The 13969-nt window shown below is 61.0% G+C and carries 8 protein-coding genes and 1 pseudogene; all 9 read left to right on the forward strand.

The window, feature by feature from the left end; genetic code table 11:
* The first annotated feature begins 281 nt into the window (after nucleotides 1-281).
* The 9 genes and pseudogenes from MSZK_RS13080 to MSZK_RS13120 all read left to right on the forward strand — a co-directional run bounded on the left by MSZK_RS13080 (nucleotide 282) and on the right by MSZK_RS13120 (nucleotide 13821).
* Nucleotides 282-1856 (forward strand): N-6 DNA methylase, encoded by a 1575-nt coding sequence (locus MSZK_RS13080; protein WP_099248422.1) that lies wholly within the window; start codon nucleotides 282-284, stop codon nucleotides 1854-1856.
* A gap of 100 nt (nucleotides 1857-1956) precedes the next feature.
* Nucleotides 1957-2184, forward strand: a pseudogene (locus MSZK_RS32955) (integrase); the annotation flags it as partial.
* Between the two features lie 475 nt (nucleotides 2185-2659).
* Nucleotides 2660-3280 carry a hypothetical protein gene (locus MSZK_RS13090; RefSeq protein WP_199203315.1) on the forward strand — a complete coding sequence of 207 codons (621 nt, stop codon included), beginning with the start codon at nucleotides 2660-2662 and terminating at the stop codon, nucleotides 3278-3280.
* Nucleotides 3280-3693, forward strand: a complete 414-nt coding sequence (locus MSZK_RS13095; protein ID WP_099248424.1) for a hypothetical protein — start codon at nucleotides 3280-3282, stop codon at nucleotides 3691-3693. Before MSZK_RS13090 ends, MSZK_RS13095 begins: the two co-directional genes overlap by 1 nt.
* A gap of 89 nt (nucleotides 3694-3782) precedes the next feature.
* Nucleotides 3783-7085 carry a helicase-related protein gene (locus MSZK_RS13100; RefSeq protein ID WP_099248426.1) on the forward strand — a complete coding sequence of 1101 codons (3303 nt, stop codon included), beginning with the start codon at nucleotides 3783-3785 and terminating at the stop codon, nucleotides 7083-7085.
* The gene (locus tag MSZK_RS13105) at nucleotides 7082-9877 is read left to right on the forward strand and encodes a DNA methyltransferase (RefSeq protein WP_099248428.1); all 2796 of its coding nucleotides are present in this window, start codon (nucleotides 7082-7084) and stop codon (nucleotides 9875-9877) included. The genes MSZK_RS13100 and MSZK_RS13105 overlap by 4 nt, the downstream gene beginning before the upstream one ends.
* 316 nt (nucleotides 9878-10193) lie before the next feature.
* Nucleotides 10194-11831 carry a hypothetical protein gene (locus MSZK_RS13110; protein ID WP_099248438.1) on the forward strand — a complete coding sequence of 546 codons (1638 nt, stop codon included), beginning with the start codon at nucleotides 10194-10196 and terminating at the stop codon, nucleotides 11829-11831.
* A gap of 187 nt (nucleotides 11832-12018) precedes the next feature.
* A complete protein-coding gene (locus MSZK_RS13115; RefSeq protein WP_099248430.1) occupies nucleotides 12019-12876 on the forward strand; it encodes a nucleotidyltransferase in 858 nt (285 codons plus the stop codon).
* Between the two features lie 12 nt (nucleotides 12877-12888).
* Nucleotides 12889-13821: an S-4TM family putative pore-forming effector gene (locus tag MSZK_RS13120; RefSeq protein ID WP_099248432.1), complete on the forward strand. Its 933-nt coding sequence runs from the start codon at nucleotides 12889-12891 to the stop codon at nucleotides 13819-13821.
* Nucleotides 13822-13969 lie beyond the last annotated feature (148 nt).

The raw sequence follows: 13969 nt of genomic DNA on the forward strand, positions 1-13969 counted from the left end.
CGCACACCTGCTGTGGCAACACGTCCTCGGCCGCCCCATCGATGACCTACCCGCCGCGCTGGCAACCGCCTTGGACTGCCCCACACACCAGACCGAGGCAACCCTGCGCGCCCGCGGCGACCACGCCTTGGCCGACCTCCTCCACCAGTCCTGAACCACTTCAAGGCGCGCGACGTTAGTCAACCCGACGCTCGCCGCACCTGGAAATACCCAGTCACCCGTGAACAGCGGTGTTTGATGGGGATCAATGCACACGGGAAGCGGACTGTGGGGGACGGCTGATGCCTGCGCAATGGCTACTTGATGCGACGTCGGCGCTCGGGGAAGTCTGCAAGAAGAAGCTCGCCGGCCCAGGCGAGGCCGAAGCCGCGATCCGGGCCCCGATCGAGACACTGCTGGCCGCCGCCGGGCACAACCTGTCGCTGTCGGTGGTGCCGCACGACGAGGTCAGCGACAAAGACCGCGGCGTGCGACCCGACTACGCGATCCGAGTCAACGGCGCGATCGCGGGCTACCTTGAAGTCAAGAAACCGGGCGCCACTCTGGACCCGGAATCGTTCACCGGGCACAACCTGCGGCAATGGCAGCGCCAGCGCGACCTTCCAAACCTGATCTACACCAACGGCACCGAGTGGCGGCTATACAACCACGGTGAGCTGATCGGCGATCCCGTTCATCTCAGCGGCGGCACCCTGAGGACAGCCGGCCCAAAACTGACATGCGGGGATGACTTCGAGGTCCTGCTAACCGGATTCCTCAAGTGGGACCCGATCGACATCACCGGCGTAATCGCACTGGTACGCGAAGTAGCACCGCTGTGCCGGCTACTACGAGGCGAAGTCCTCGACCAACTCGACAAGGAAACACGCGCCATCGCCGCTGGCGCGCGCGAGAGCGCTCAACCGTTCCACGGGCTGGCCAGGGACTGGCGAGCGCTGCTATTCCCCACCGCCGATGACAAAGTGTTCGCCGACGGATACGCCCAGGCGGTGACCTTCGCGCTGCTCCTGGCGCGCACCGAAAACATCGACATCACAGCCTCGGGACTGCACGAAGTCGGTGTGAAACTGGCCGGGCAACACTCCCTGATGTCTCGCGCGCTGCAGCTACTCACCGACTATGTGGCTGCCGACTTCCGGGTGACACTGGATCTATTGGTGCGCGTGATCGGGGCCGTGGACTGGCCGAAAGTGCGTGCAGGAAACAGAGACACCTATCTGCATCTCTATGAGCGATTCCTGGGAGAATACGACCCCGACCTGCGCAAGCTCTCGGGCTCGTACTACACGCCGCACCAAGTGATCGAGGAGATGGTGCGGCTTGCCGAGGATGTACTCGTGCGGCGCCTCGATCGACCAGAGGGCTTCGCCGATCCGTCAGTGGTGGTGGCGGACCCAGCGATGGGCACGGGCGGGTACCTACAACAGGTCATCGAACATGTCGCCGAGCGAGTGGAGGCCCGTGACGGCAAAGGAGCAGTCGCAGCAGCGGTCAGCGATCTAGCGACGCGACTCTACGGGTTCGAATTGCAGATGGGCCCGTTCGCGGTCGCAGAGTTGCGCGCTACGGATCTGCTAGCTGACATCGGCGCCACACTTCCGGAGAACGGACTGGGGTTGTTCGTGACGGACACGCTCGACGACCCGTACGCCGAGCAGTCGCAGCTTGGATCAGGCCTAGAGCTGATCAGCCGATCACGCAAGCGCGCAGCCCGGGTCAAGGCGAAGACGAAAGTCACTGTGGTTATTGGTAACCCGCCCTTCCGTAGAATGTCGGTGTGTTGTGACGGGTTCTGTTGCTGTGGCACAACACGACGACGACTCCCGGTGGAGGTTGTGTTGGGCGCGGCAGCGTAACCGGCCGTACACCGCGAGGCCCGATGTCCTTGCAGACTTCCCCGACCTAGCCGAGCGTGAGGCTGCGCTCGGAATTCGTCCCGGTCAACCGTTTCTGCTGATGCCCGGTGGTCGGCCGGACATTGAGGTTCTGGAGTTCTTCCGGTCGGCAGCGCTCCAATCGTTGGCGCCGGGTTCGCAGGAGTCCTACGCCCCGGACATCCAGCTGTTTCTCTCTTTCCTGTCGGTTCAAGGCCTCGATTGGAGAGCTGCCACATTTGAACATCTTGCCGACTATGAGTTCTGGCGACGACGCGACCAACAGAATCCGGATCGCGTTGGTGCAGCAACATTTTCACGGGATCTGGCGGCGATCAAGAAGTTCTACGACTGGCAGCAGTGGCGCGGCAACGTAGCTGGTTCTCCCGTCGCCCTGCACAGGCCCAATTCGACCGCGGACTCGGACTCCACGCGATTGCACCCGAGTGCTGTCCGCTCGGTCCAATTGAAGTGGTTGACGCCCCGAGCGTACAAACGCTGGCGCGACGTCGGCCTCGGCGGTTACCGCGGTGACGGGCGAAGGGATGCGACGTGGCGAGGACGCAACGACGGCCGCAACCTCGCGTTCGCCGAAGCGCTGTGGTCGAGCGGACTGCGCCTGCGTGAAGCCGGAACACTGGTCCTGGGAGAAGTCCCCAACGCTGACAACCAAGTGCGCTACGCGAAAGCCCGAGTCGGTCAAGCCGTCGCAAAAGGTCGCGGCCGCGATTTCTGGATCAGTACCGCAGCACTGAAAAACATTGACAATTATCGTATTTCAACCCGTGGCCTGGTTCATCTACCGCAAACCAGGCGGCCGAGTGGCCCTTGGCGTGCAGTACGGGCACCTGCGCGGCTACACCACCGATGGCTACGGATCACGGGTCGCCAGCGGACTCAGAGACGTCTTCCCGATGGAGGAAGTCCTCGCCCGAGCCGACTACCTCGAAGACGCACATCAACGCCTCGAAAACGGTGAACAGGTCAGCGGCCCGGCCGCAGGTCGATACACCCAGGCCATCCACCTGTTCGATCGGCAATTCGGCGGCCGCTACATGAGCAACAAACAGGCAGCCGCCCTCCGCGCGAACCCTCAGCTGCGCATCTACGACAACCCGCAACAGTTCGTCACCTGCTGCTACGACCAGGCCAAGGCCCTATGCCACCCCGACCGACAGGCCACGGCAAGCCAGCACCGCTCACCTGATGTCTCACACTGCCGACCCGGATGCGGCAACATCGCCCGTACCGACCAGAACGTCATCCAAATCCGGGACGCCATCGCTCAGCACCAGGCCGAAATCAGCTCTTCCACAACGCCGATACCGCTACGTGGCCGGCTCGAACAACGCATCACTGCTCTCCAAACCATCATCGACGAGCATCAGGACGACGCGAAGCCGTGATGACCGATCAGGCTGACACGCACGTGCGCCGCGCGATCCGCGAGGCCATGGACCGACTCATCGGCGGCAAAGCATTGCACTCCGACGGCAAGCTCACAGTGAAGTCACTCGCTGAGGAGGCTCGCGTCAAACGATGGCTGCTCACCCACCGACACACCGACCTCCAGGACGAATTCCGGGCACGCATCGCCAACGCAAACACCGACCCGCCGGTCCTCCGGGTACTCCGCGAGCAGAAAGCCGATGCTCAGAAGCGCGTGAAAGAGCTCACCGCCGACGTCACTGCACTTACCGCCACGATCCATCAACTCGAACGAATCATTCACGTACTGGCACTCGAGAACCAGGAGCTGCGATTGAATCGGACCCGAACTGACAAAATCGTTCCGCTGCGGATGGGAGGGAAGCCATAACCTGCCGTGAAGTGGCCCACCGCAGCCCCGAACAGGGTTGCAGCAGAATTTGCGTCCAGACCACCCAGACTCCGAGGACATGACCGCCAGTGCCGAACCTCTTTGACAACCTCAGCGACGACACACGCTTGAAGGACGCACTGCGCGTCTCGCTCAAGGACTTCGACACTGTCGACGTTGCGACGGGCTACCTCGACTTGCGCGGCTGGTCGACCATGGCCGACATCGTCGACACAAAGGATCGAGCAGGTACAGAGCCTGTTGCCCGGGTACTCATTGGGATGGTCGCGCCAGCTGACTCGCAGGAAATCCTCGACGCCCTGCAGCGCGAGGTTCAGCCGCCGGGATACGGGGCAGACATCCACGACCGGGAGAAGGCACTTGCCCGCCGCGACCAACTCGTTAAGCATCTGCGGAACCAGCTCATGCGTGGGCTGGCCACCGTCGAAGGACAGCGGACCCTCCAGACGCTGAAGCGGCAGTTGGAGGACGGCGCAGTGCAGATGAAGGTCTTCACCGAAAAACCACTGCACGGAAAGACCTACCTATTTCACGCCCCAGGGAAGAGCCACGGCTCACGATGGGCTTACGTCGGGTCGTCGAACCTCACCCACGCCGGGTTGACGACGAATCTAGAGCTGAACATCGACGTCCAAGACTCCGACGCCAACAGCAAGATCGCCGAGTGGTTCGAAGCGCGGTGGACCGACCGGTTTTCGCTGCCCATCACCGCTGAGATCATCCAGCTGATCTCCGAATCGTGGGCATCCGGCCTACAGCCCACCCCGTTTGAGGTCTACCTCAAGGTCTGCCATGCACTGTCCCAAGATGCCCGGGATGGACTCGGCTACGTCTTGCCCACGTCGATGCAGAACCTGCTTCTCGACTATCAGGAGAGTGCAGTGCGCACGCTCGCTCGACGCATTGTTCGACGAGGCGGAACTATGCTGGGCGACGTTGTTGGTCTCGGCAAGACGCTGACGGCCATCGCGACTGCGTTGATGCTCCAGTCCGCCGAGGACTATTCGACGCTGGTGTTGTGTCCGAAGAATCTCGAACTCATGTGGACCAAGCACCTCGACGAGTATGAGATCAACGGGCGTGTGGTCCCGTACTCGATGGCCGACAAAGTGCTTCCTGAGCTCAAGCGATTCAATCTGGTCATCTGCGATGAGTCGCACAACCTGCGCAACAGCAGCACCATCGCCTACGAAGCCATCCATGAGTACATCCGCCGCAACAGCTCCAAGGTGTTGCTGCTTACCGCAACCCCATACAACCTTGCGTTCCAAGACGTCGCCAGCCAAATCGCGTTGTACATCGACGACGATGAAGATCTCGGCATCGTCCCCACAGCAGCACTGGCCGCAGAGCCCGGGCTCCGCGACAAAGTCGACGGGAAGATCAACACACTCGCCGCCTTCCGACGCTCCGACCACGCAGAGGACTGGCGCCGGCTGATGAGCGACCACCTTGTGCGGCGAACCCGCAGCTTCATCAAGCGAACGGCGAAGACAGAACCTGTCACCCTGCCTGACGGAACCACCGAGCAACAGCCGTACCTCCAGTTTGCGAACGGTGAGAAGTTCCACTTCCCAACCCGGATCGCCCGCCCGCTTAGCCACGACTTCGCCGACGACGATCCCGCAAAACTCATGGAAGACAACGACACACTCAACGCCGTGAGCACTTTGGCGCTGCCACGCTACCGGCTAGCCGACTACGACAACCCACGCGCACCGCACACAGACTCAGACACGAAGATCCTCGATGACATTCGCTCCGGGCGTGGAAACGTCAGCGGGTTTGTCCGCACCGGATTGTTCAAGCGGTTGTCGTCATCCGGGCACTCGTTCATCGTGTCCCTCCAGCGCCAACGGGCCCGCAACGAGCTGTTCCTGCATGCGATCGACAACGAGCTCCCCATTCCCATCGGGTCGTTCACCGACAAGCAGTTCGCGGTCAGCGACGAAGATGTTGAGGACGACCCGACGCCGCACGGCTCGCTCGCCAGCCGTTACGAGGAACTCCGCAAGAACCTCCCGGCAAAGACGAAATGGGTCAACTCCACAGTATTCAAAAAGACTCTGCGCAAGGATCTCGAACGCGACAACCAGATGCTCACGACCATGCTCGATCGGTTTGGCAGCTGGGACTCGACCCGAGACTCCAAGATCAACGCATTGGTCGACCTGCTCCGCAACGACCACTCTGGCGAAAAGGTTCTCGTTTTCACCGAGTACGTGGATACTGCCGAATACGTTGCCCAAGCACTGCAGGAAGCCGGCGTAGAAAAGGTTGCCGTCGTCTCAGGAAACACCGACGACCCCGCCGATATTGCCCGCCGATTCTCACCGCACTCCAACCGGATCCCGGGGCAGGAAGAACTTCCTGAAGTAGACCCAGCGGACGCCATCGACGTGCTCGTCGCGACCGACGTGCTCTCCGAAGGCCAAAATCTCCAGGACTCCCACATCGTCGTCAACTACGACCTGCCGTGGGCGATCATCCGACTCATCCAACGTGCCGGTCGTGTCGACCGCGTCGGCCAGAAGTCGGACCAAGTCTTCGTCTACCTCATCAGCCACGAGAACGTTGAAGCCCAGATCAACCTCCGACAGCGCATCCGCGCACGACTGGGTGCCGCGGCCGAGGCATTCGGTGCCGACGAACAGTTCTTCGGCGGAGACACCGAAATCAAGATCCTCGACGACTTCTACAAGGGCAAGGTGAGCGACGATGCTGACGAAGCGGACAACGAGGCCGATGCCGTCAGCGAGGCATGGGTCGTCTGGTCCAACGCGCAGACCAAACACCCGCAGATCGCCAAAAAGGTTCTCGGCATGCAAGACATGGTCCACAGTACCCGCGAGCAATACATCGACGAGAACGCCGGCAGCGTGACGTGCTTCGTTAGTACGGAGTCCGGCGTCGACGCATTTGCGACATCGACCACGAACCCCGACGGCTCAACCGCAGAGAGACTACTCACACCGCTGGAAGCCATGCGCACCTTCCGCGCCCAAATCGACACGCCAACAGCGGAACTCCGGCCCGATCACTTCGATCGACAAACAGTCCTCGTCCACGGGCCCCTCACAATTGAGGCGATCGCGGCTGGAAACCTCAAGGGAATCCGAAAGTGGGTGTGGGAACGCCTCGCTGGAACATTGTTCGCCCAGAAGTCAATTGACGCGCTCAACGCGCTGCACGCACAGCCCCTCACCGAGCACGCAACAATGCGGCTTGGTCAGGCCCGTCGGAACCGCTACAGCGTCGATGACATCGCCGACCTACTCAACCAGCTCCATGAAGAAGACCGCCTGGTCATCAAGTCATCGGAGACCGACAACATCAAACTCGTCTGCTCGATCGGAGTACGTGAAGCATGACTGACACCCCATTAAGCCTCGTTGAGGAGCACCTATACCAAGAACTCTTCTTGCACGAGCTGAACTGGAGTGCACCCGATTCCCCGCCGATCAGCTACACCGCCGAAGATGGGCAAACCTACACCGCCACCAATATCTCGTCCTACAAAGGCCTGCGCGTCTGGGTGTGCAACGACAAGCCCGGCTCCAAGATCGAAGCCGAGCTCGACCGCTTGATCGCGAAGACGACCACAGACCGACTGGTCATCTTCCATGACGACGATGAACAGGTCTGGCGGTGGCCGGCTCGCCGCACCAAGGACAACTCGACATCAACCAGGCTGACAAGCCACCGCCACCGCAACGGCCGAGCTAACCCCAACTTCGCTGCCAGGCTCGACGTCATCCGCTTGCCTGTCGATATCGTGCTCGACGCCAACACCGTACTAACAAAGGTCCGTGAGGCGTTCGACGTCGAAGCACGCAACGAAAGCAAGCGAGCTTCAAAACTCATGGCGCGCATGTACTCTGCACTCGAAGCCGCCTATCCGGCCTCTTGCGACCCCGCGAAGCGTGACCATGAGATCTCCATCGTTCTCGCCCGACTTCTATTCTTGATGTTCGGTGATGACACCGAAATGTGGCAGGACCAACAGGGTGAACCGGTGCCCGACGCTTTCCTCGAGTTCATTCACGTACAAACTCCCGCCGACGCATCCACTCTTGGGCAACAACTCACCGATCTGTTTGGGGCCCTCGATAAGCCCGGCGGCGCCGCAGCACGCGGTATAAACGCCGCACTTCCCCACATAAACGGCGGCCTGTTCCGGGAGAAGATCACCCTGCCCAAGCTCAGCAAGGACTTCCGCCAAGCGGTGCTCGATGCCTGTGTGGTCGACTGGTCAACAATCAGCCCAGCGATATTCGGATCAATGTTCCAATCGGTCCGAGACGCGCAGACTCGACGCGAACTCGGCGAGCACTACACCTCCGAGGAGAACATTCTCAAGACCCTCAATCCCTTGTTCCTCGACGAGCTCCGTGCTGAGTTCGACCGGGCCCGAACCATGAAAGACGAGAAGGGTGTTCTTACACGGCTTTGGAAACGACTGGGTGACATTCGGTACATGGATCCGGCTTGCGGCTGCGGAAATTTCATCATCGTCGCCTTCCGTGAACTCCGCGACCTTGAGCTGCGCATCATGGAACGCCTGCAGGAACTGGCCGGCGCATCCCAACTCGCCTTCGACCCCACCCTCGCGCTGAAAGTTACACTCGACCACTTCTATGGAATCGAAATCGATGAGTGGCCAGCACGAATCGCGGAAACTGCAATGTTCCTCGTCGATCGCCAATGCGACCTCAAACTCAAGGAACGATTCGGCGAGGCCCCGCAGCGACTCCCCATCCAGACTCAGGCAACGATCGTCCCGACCAGTGCGCTCTCCACAGACTGGACGACCATTCTCGCACCAACGAAAGACGTAGTGATCGCGGGCAATCCGCCGTTCCTGGGCATCTCACTCCGTTCCGATGAACAAACCGCTGAACTGCAGGAAGTGTGGGGGCCGCGCTACCATGGCACGCTCGACTACGTCACCGGCTGGTACGCGAAAGCTATCGATTACTTCGAAAACGACTCTGGTCGATGGGCATTCGTATCGACGAACTCGATTACTCAAGGCGAAGTAGTAGCACCGCTCTTCAGTGCCATCTTCGATGGAGGCTGGAAGATCAGCTTCGCTCACCGAACGTTCCGCTGGACATCCGAAGCGGTTGGCGGCGCAGCTGTGCATTGCGTAATCCTTGGATTCCAAAAGGACAGAGGCAGACCGCGCCTGTTCGCGTACGAAACCATCGATAGCAAACCCATCGAAGTCACCGATGTCACAAACATAACGCCATACCTCACAGACGGACCCACGATCATCGTCAACCCGACGACCCGGCCTCTGAATTTGCATCTCGGCGAGGTTTCGTACGGCAACAAGCCAACTGACAACGGCTGCCTCATCGTCGAACCAGCGGACTACGACGACGTCGTTGCAGACCCCATCGCGGCCAAGTATGTCCGAAAATTCGTTGGAGCACGCGAACTGCTGCACAACACTGACAGACACTGCCTCTGGCTGGTCGACGCCCCGCAACACGACATCGTCGACAGCCCCGTCCTCAGGGAAAGAGTAGAGGGCGTGCGCGCGTTTCGATCGGCGAGCAGAGCAGCGTCAACCAGGGAGGCGGCATCGTCGGCACACCTATTCCGACAGATCGCACAGCCGGATGTCGCTTACCTGTGCATTCCACGGCACGTGAGCGAGAACCGGCCGTATTTTCTCAGCGCCCGATACGATGCCGACGTCATCTGCAGCGACGCAAACTTCCTATCGCCCGATGCTGATGGGTTCGTGTTCGCGATCATCTCATCAACTATGTTCATCACCTGGCAGAAAGCCGTAGGCGGCCGGATCAAGTCTGACCTCCGGTTCAACAAGCTCCTGACGTGGAACACCTTCCCATTGCCACACACCGACAAGCGGGCACGCGCCCGAATCATCGATGCCGGCAAGGGCGTCATCGCCGCTCGCTCGCTTCAACCGGACGTAGCGCTGGCTGATCTCTATACGCCCGAAGCGTTGACGGCCGAACTGATAGCGGCGCATGACGCGCTGGATAACGAAGTCGACCGGCTGTTCTCCGTGAAAGCTGGTGATCGCACAGAACTGCGCCGCCAACATATCCTGTTCCAGCGGTATGCCGAACTCTCAGCGCCCCAGCCCACGCAGACGTCAACTGGGCACCGGCGCCGAGGTTAGTCCCACAACAAACGTGTCCTAGCGACACGCTTCATTGTCGCCTGGCGGCCGGATCACGTAAGCGGCTCGCAATGACCTTGCGCCTCCGAACGCAGCCAGATCATGGTCATCGACCGTGACGACATCCCTGACTTGCACGTCGTCACCACCTGGATCGTGAATCGTGCAGCTGGTCGTGAACCGGCTTGGCCAGTTCGCCCGCCGATATCCAGAGTGCCTATGGGCAACCTCGTGTGGGCGTGAAGTCTGAGTGCAGGTGCGACAGCCTGACGACATGCTGGGTTGGGTTGTCATACTGCGGTGCGACGATGCTGGGATGACGATCACGATCCCTCAGGGCCGTCCCAACAAGCGGTTCATGCGTTACGTGCGGCCGCCGGTCAGGGAGAAGACCACGCCCTTGTTTCCACTACGGCCCGAGACACGGCCAATGAGGCTCGGCATCGATGTCGAGTCGATCCCACAGCCTCCTGCGGATGGCTACCTCACTGGCTTCCTCACCCGCGACGAGATCCAAGTCCACCTGCTGATGCCGAAGGGAATGGATCAGCCTCCAGATGCATGGTCGACGCTTCTGGGTAAGCCGGTGCTACACACTGTTGACTTCACCACGGTCACCGACGCCGGCCGATTCATGGACGCGGCGGAGTTCCACATCACGACGAATACGGAAACGGAGGAAGGCTGGTCGGTTGCGCGGTTCTTCCCGATCTTCCAGCAGTTCGACGAGCAGAGCGCTCCTGCCGACGCGCCTGTTCTAAGCCTCGATGAACGCCACACCGCCGCTGCCTACGCCGCCGGCGCCGGAGCCGTAGAGATCGACGTGATCGTCACCAATCGGGCCGCTGCCGGGCGCACAGATGTCGGAGACAACGACATCGTCGTCACGGTAACTCCCGACGACGCGGTTGCCCTCATCGGGCACTACTTGCGAGTCACCTCGAACCCGGTCGTGGCCATAGAGCGCGGTCAACTCCTGGGTGGCGGCGCGTGGGAGACGACCGAGTCGACGGGAACCATCGTGAACTCGTACCTGTGGGGCGTTACCAGCGCGATGACGTTCTTCGACTTCGCCGCGGCACATGCCGCGGCCGCGCAAGGTGGTCCCGTGTGCGCCGAGGCCTTCAACTCGATCCTCATCCGGTTGGCCCGCGCAGCACGTGCGCTGGACCACATGCTCGCCGCCTTGTCCAACCCCTTGGACAAACGCAGGAGCGACGTAGTCGAGACAGCCGCTGAGGCGTTTGATCGTGAACTCCTCTACCTTGCAGCAGCATTCGACATCTACGGACGCCTGTACGCATGGCTGCTCGACACGTCGAAGGATCACAAAGCCGTTCGAAACCAGTCACTGGACTCACGCGACTTCGTTAACAAGCTGGTCCAGAAGCAGTATGACGAAACGTTGCTCGACGATGTGATCCGCTTACAGAAATACGCTTGGGTCTGCAAACACCTGCGCAACCACATCCACGACGGCATCCTCCAGGTCGTGCCGCAGCCCGGACGGCAATACGGGAACGCCACTAATGCCGCGCTGATGCTGGGCGGGATCCCGCATTTCGCACCTGAAGCTGGGAATCTGGACCAGTCCCACTACGACGACCTCGGAGTGTGGATGGCAGACCCCATTTCGCCCTTCGGCCCCCAAGTAATGTCCGCGGATTTGGCCACTGCTGGGTTCACTCTGATGGGAGCAGCTTTGGAGTACGTCGAAGCGTTCACGCGACTGATCCTCTGCAACAAGCCCAACACCATGATCGCCGCCGAGCAAGCTGCCGCGGCGAAAGAGTCGACCGATGAAACCGTGACCAGCGAGGAGGATCGTGCTCCAGCTCCGAGCCGATTCCTCGGGTGCGTTGAAGGGCCGCTGGGACACGTTGATCCTGAGCCACCCGAACGAGCGAAGTTTCACCGGGCGATCTTCGGGTGGCACCCAGCGAGCATGGTGTAGCCGTCCAAGGAACAAGCGGCCGGTTCGACGAGTCAGGTCGACCGCGACGACGCGTGCCAATCGGCGCGGCGGGTGCCGTCGACCAGCATCAGCGTGTCGGTGAGGGCCACTAGGGTTTGTTCCAGCCGTCATCCGTTGACCACCAGGGCAGCGATGGGGCGGCTGTCGGCACTGACGATGGAGTGAGATGGTTTGGACTACTGAAGCGGCGTTCGCCCGCTTCTACGAGGAAGTTAATCTACCTGGGGACCATCGCACAACGGCGAATGCGCGTCGAGACTGGGTGGTAGACAGGTTGCGCAACACCGGCATCGAGGTACTGGAGGCGATCGCCTTCGGTTCAATCCCGCGGTACACCGCGCTAAAGGAGCATGCGGACGTCGACGTGATGGCGGTGCTCCACTACGGCAAACACATCAAGGACCGCCGACCGTCGCAGGTGCTGCTCGCGGTGAAAAATGCTTTGGGGACCGGGCAGGCAGGGGCAGGACGGCGCAACGGACAAGCCGTCACGGTTAGCTTCCAGTCCTGGCCCAGCATCGATGTTGTCCCAGCGTCACGAGTGAACGACAACAATGGGAAGGTCACCGGGTACGAGATTCCCGACATGACACGCGAGATCTGGTTGCCGACCAACCCTCCCCAGCACAGCAGCGACATCGCCGCGGCGGTTACGGCTCGGGGGTCCCGCTTCCGGCGAGTGATCACGATGCTCAAACACTGGAATCGTCGTCAGCCGGTGAAGCTGCAGAGCTATCACCTCGAAGTGATCGCGCTTAAACTATCGACATCGTGGGACGATTGCAGTTGGCCTGTCTTCAAGTGGTTCGAGTTTGCGCAGTCGGAGATCCACTGGTGCTGGCACGCAGGTCAGGACGTCTCTGGGTATCTCAACTATGAACAAAGGCAGGCGATCACGGCCCAGCTCGCAAGCGCCACCAACACCGCGCGCGGCGCTTGGCTGAAGACATGTACGGACAAGCACAGTGAGGCGATTCCACTGTGGCGCAATGTTTTCGGTATGAAATTTCCGACCTACGGATAACAGGGTGCGCAGATGGACACCGAAGACCACGACTATACGGCCCCTGCCGCCGCCGATATAGCCGCCACGCAGGACTCCCAGGGGGCGCTGCGACTTTTGATTGCCCAGCGAGCTCTGTACGCGAAGGCAAAGCGCTGGACTTACCTGCGGTGGATCGGGTTTAGCGTGATGGGCATAGTGGCACCGCCGTTGGCAGTTTTCTTTCCCAAAGCCGCGGTTGTGGTGGGAGCGGTCGCTGGCGTCTGGATCTTCCTGTCGCGCACCATCTTCAAAGCTTTCGAGGGGAAGCTCGCCGCTCAGGGCGCGGCGGTCCAGGAAGATTTCGACAGGCTCGTCTTCGACATGCCGCCGCTGGCTACGAGAGTACCGTGCCCCACCCCTGAAGATCTCGCCGAGCTCGCTGGCTCGGATGCAGAGGTGCTGGACCGCGCCAAGCAGGGCGGTCTCCTGGGCTGGTACCCGCTGGATCGCGGCGCCGCAGGCACGGTGTGCGTGGCTATAGCGCAGCGGGCAAACGCGGCCTATTCCGAACGGCTGCAGCGCCTCAACGCTCGTTACTGGCTGACAGTGTTGGTCGTCTGGACGGTTGTCATTGTCATGACCAGCATGATTATCGGTACCAGCCTGACGACGTTTCTGCTTGGTGTGGCAGCACCGCTGCTGCCAGCCTGCCTGGACATCGGTGAGCAGTTGCGGTCGTCTACGCAGGCGTGCGCCGACCGGCGCTCGATGGCCGATGACATTGAACACGCCGTACGCGGTACCAGAGACAACCCGCTCAACGACGAGGATCTGCTCGTCTGGCAGGAACGCCTCTACAGCCTGCGACGCTCAGCACCGTTGGTGCCCGACCTCATTTACGCACGGACTCGACGGAAGAACGAGCAGGCGATGAACTCCGCGGCTGCGGAGCTATGGGCGGCGGTCAGGCCGGTACGAGAATAATTGAGATCGGTTTTGCCCAGTCACGCTCGTCCACACACCACGTGGTGGAACGTTTTGGGCGACTAGTGTCGTGCGTCATTAATTAGTTTACAGTGTGAGATGATGGTGTATGCCGTCATCTGCACTGGTGATCAGTCCTGAAGATCGT

The organism is Mycobacterium sp. shizuoka-1, assembly GCF_002723835.1.
GTDB lineage: Bacteria > Actinomycetota > Actinomycetes > Mycobacteriales > Mycobacteriaceae > Mycobacterium.

Bases quoted from the DNA above. Each gene is read 5' to 3' on its own strand.
- MSZK_RS13080 (WP_099248422.1), top strand. From the start codon at position 282: ATGCCTGCGCAATGGCTACTTGATGCGACGTCGGCGCTCGGGGAAGTC.
- MSZK_RS13095 (WP_099248424.1), top strand. From the start codon at position 3,280: ATGACCGATCAGGCTGACACGCACGTGCGCCGCGCGATCCGCGAGGCC.
- MSZK_RS13105 (WP_099248428.1), top strand. From the start codon at position 7,082: ATGACTGACACCCCATTAAGCCTCGTTGAGGAGCACCTATACCAAGAA.
- MSZK_RS13110 (WP_099248438.1), top strand. From the start codon at position 10,194: ATGACGATCACGATCCCTCAGGGCCGTCCCAACAAGCGGTTCATGCGT.
- MSZK_RS13115 (WP_099248430.1), top strand. From the start codon at position 12,019: ATGGTTTGGACTACTGAAGCGGCGTTCGCCCGCTTCTACGAGGAAGTT.
- MSZK_RS13120 (WP_099248432.1), top strand. From the start codon at position 12,889: ATGGACACCGAAGACCACGACTATACGGCCCCTGCCGCCGCCGATATA.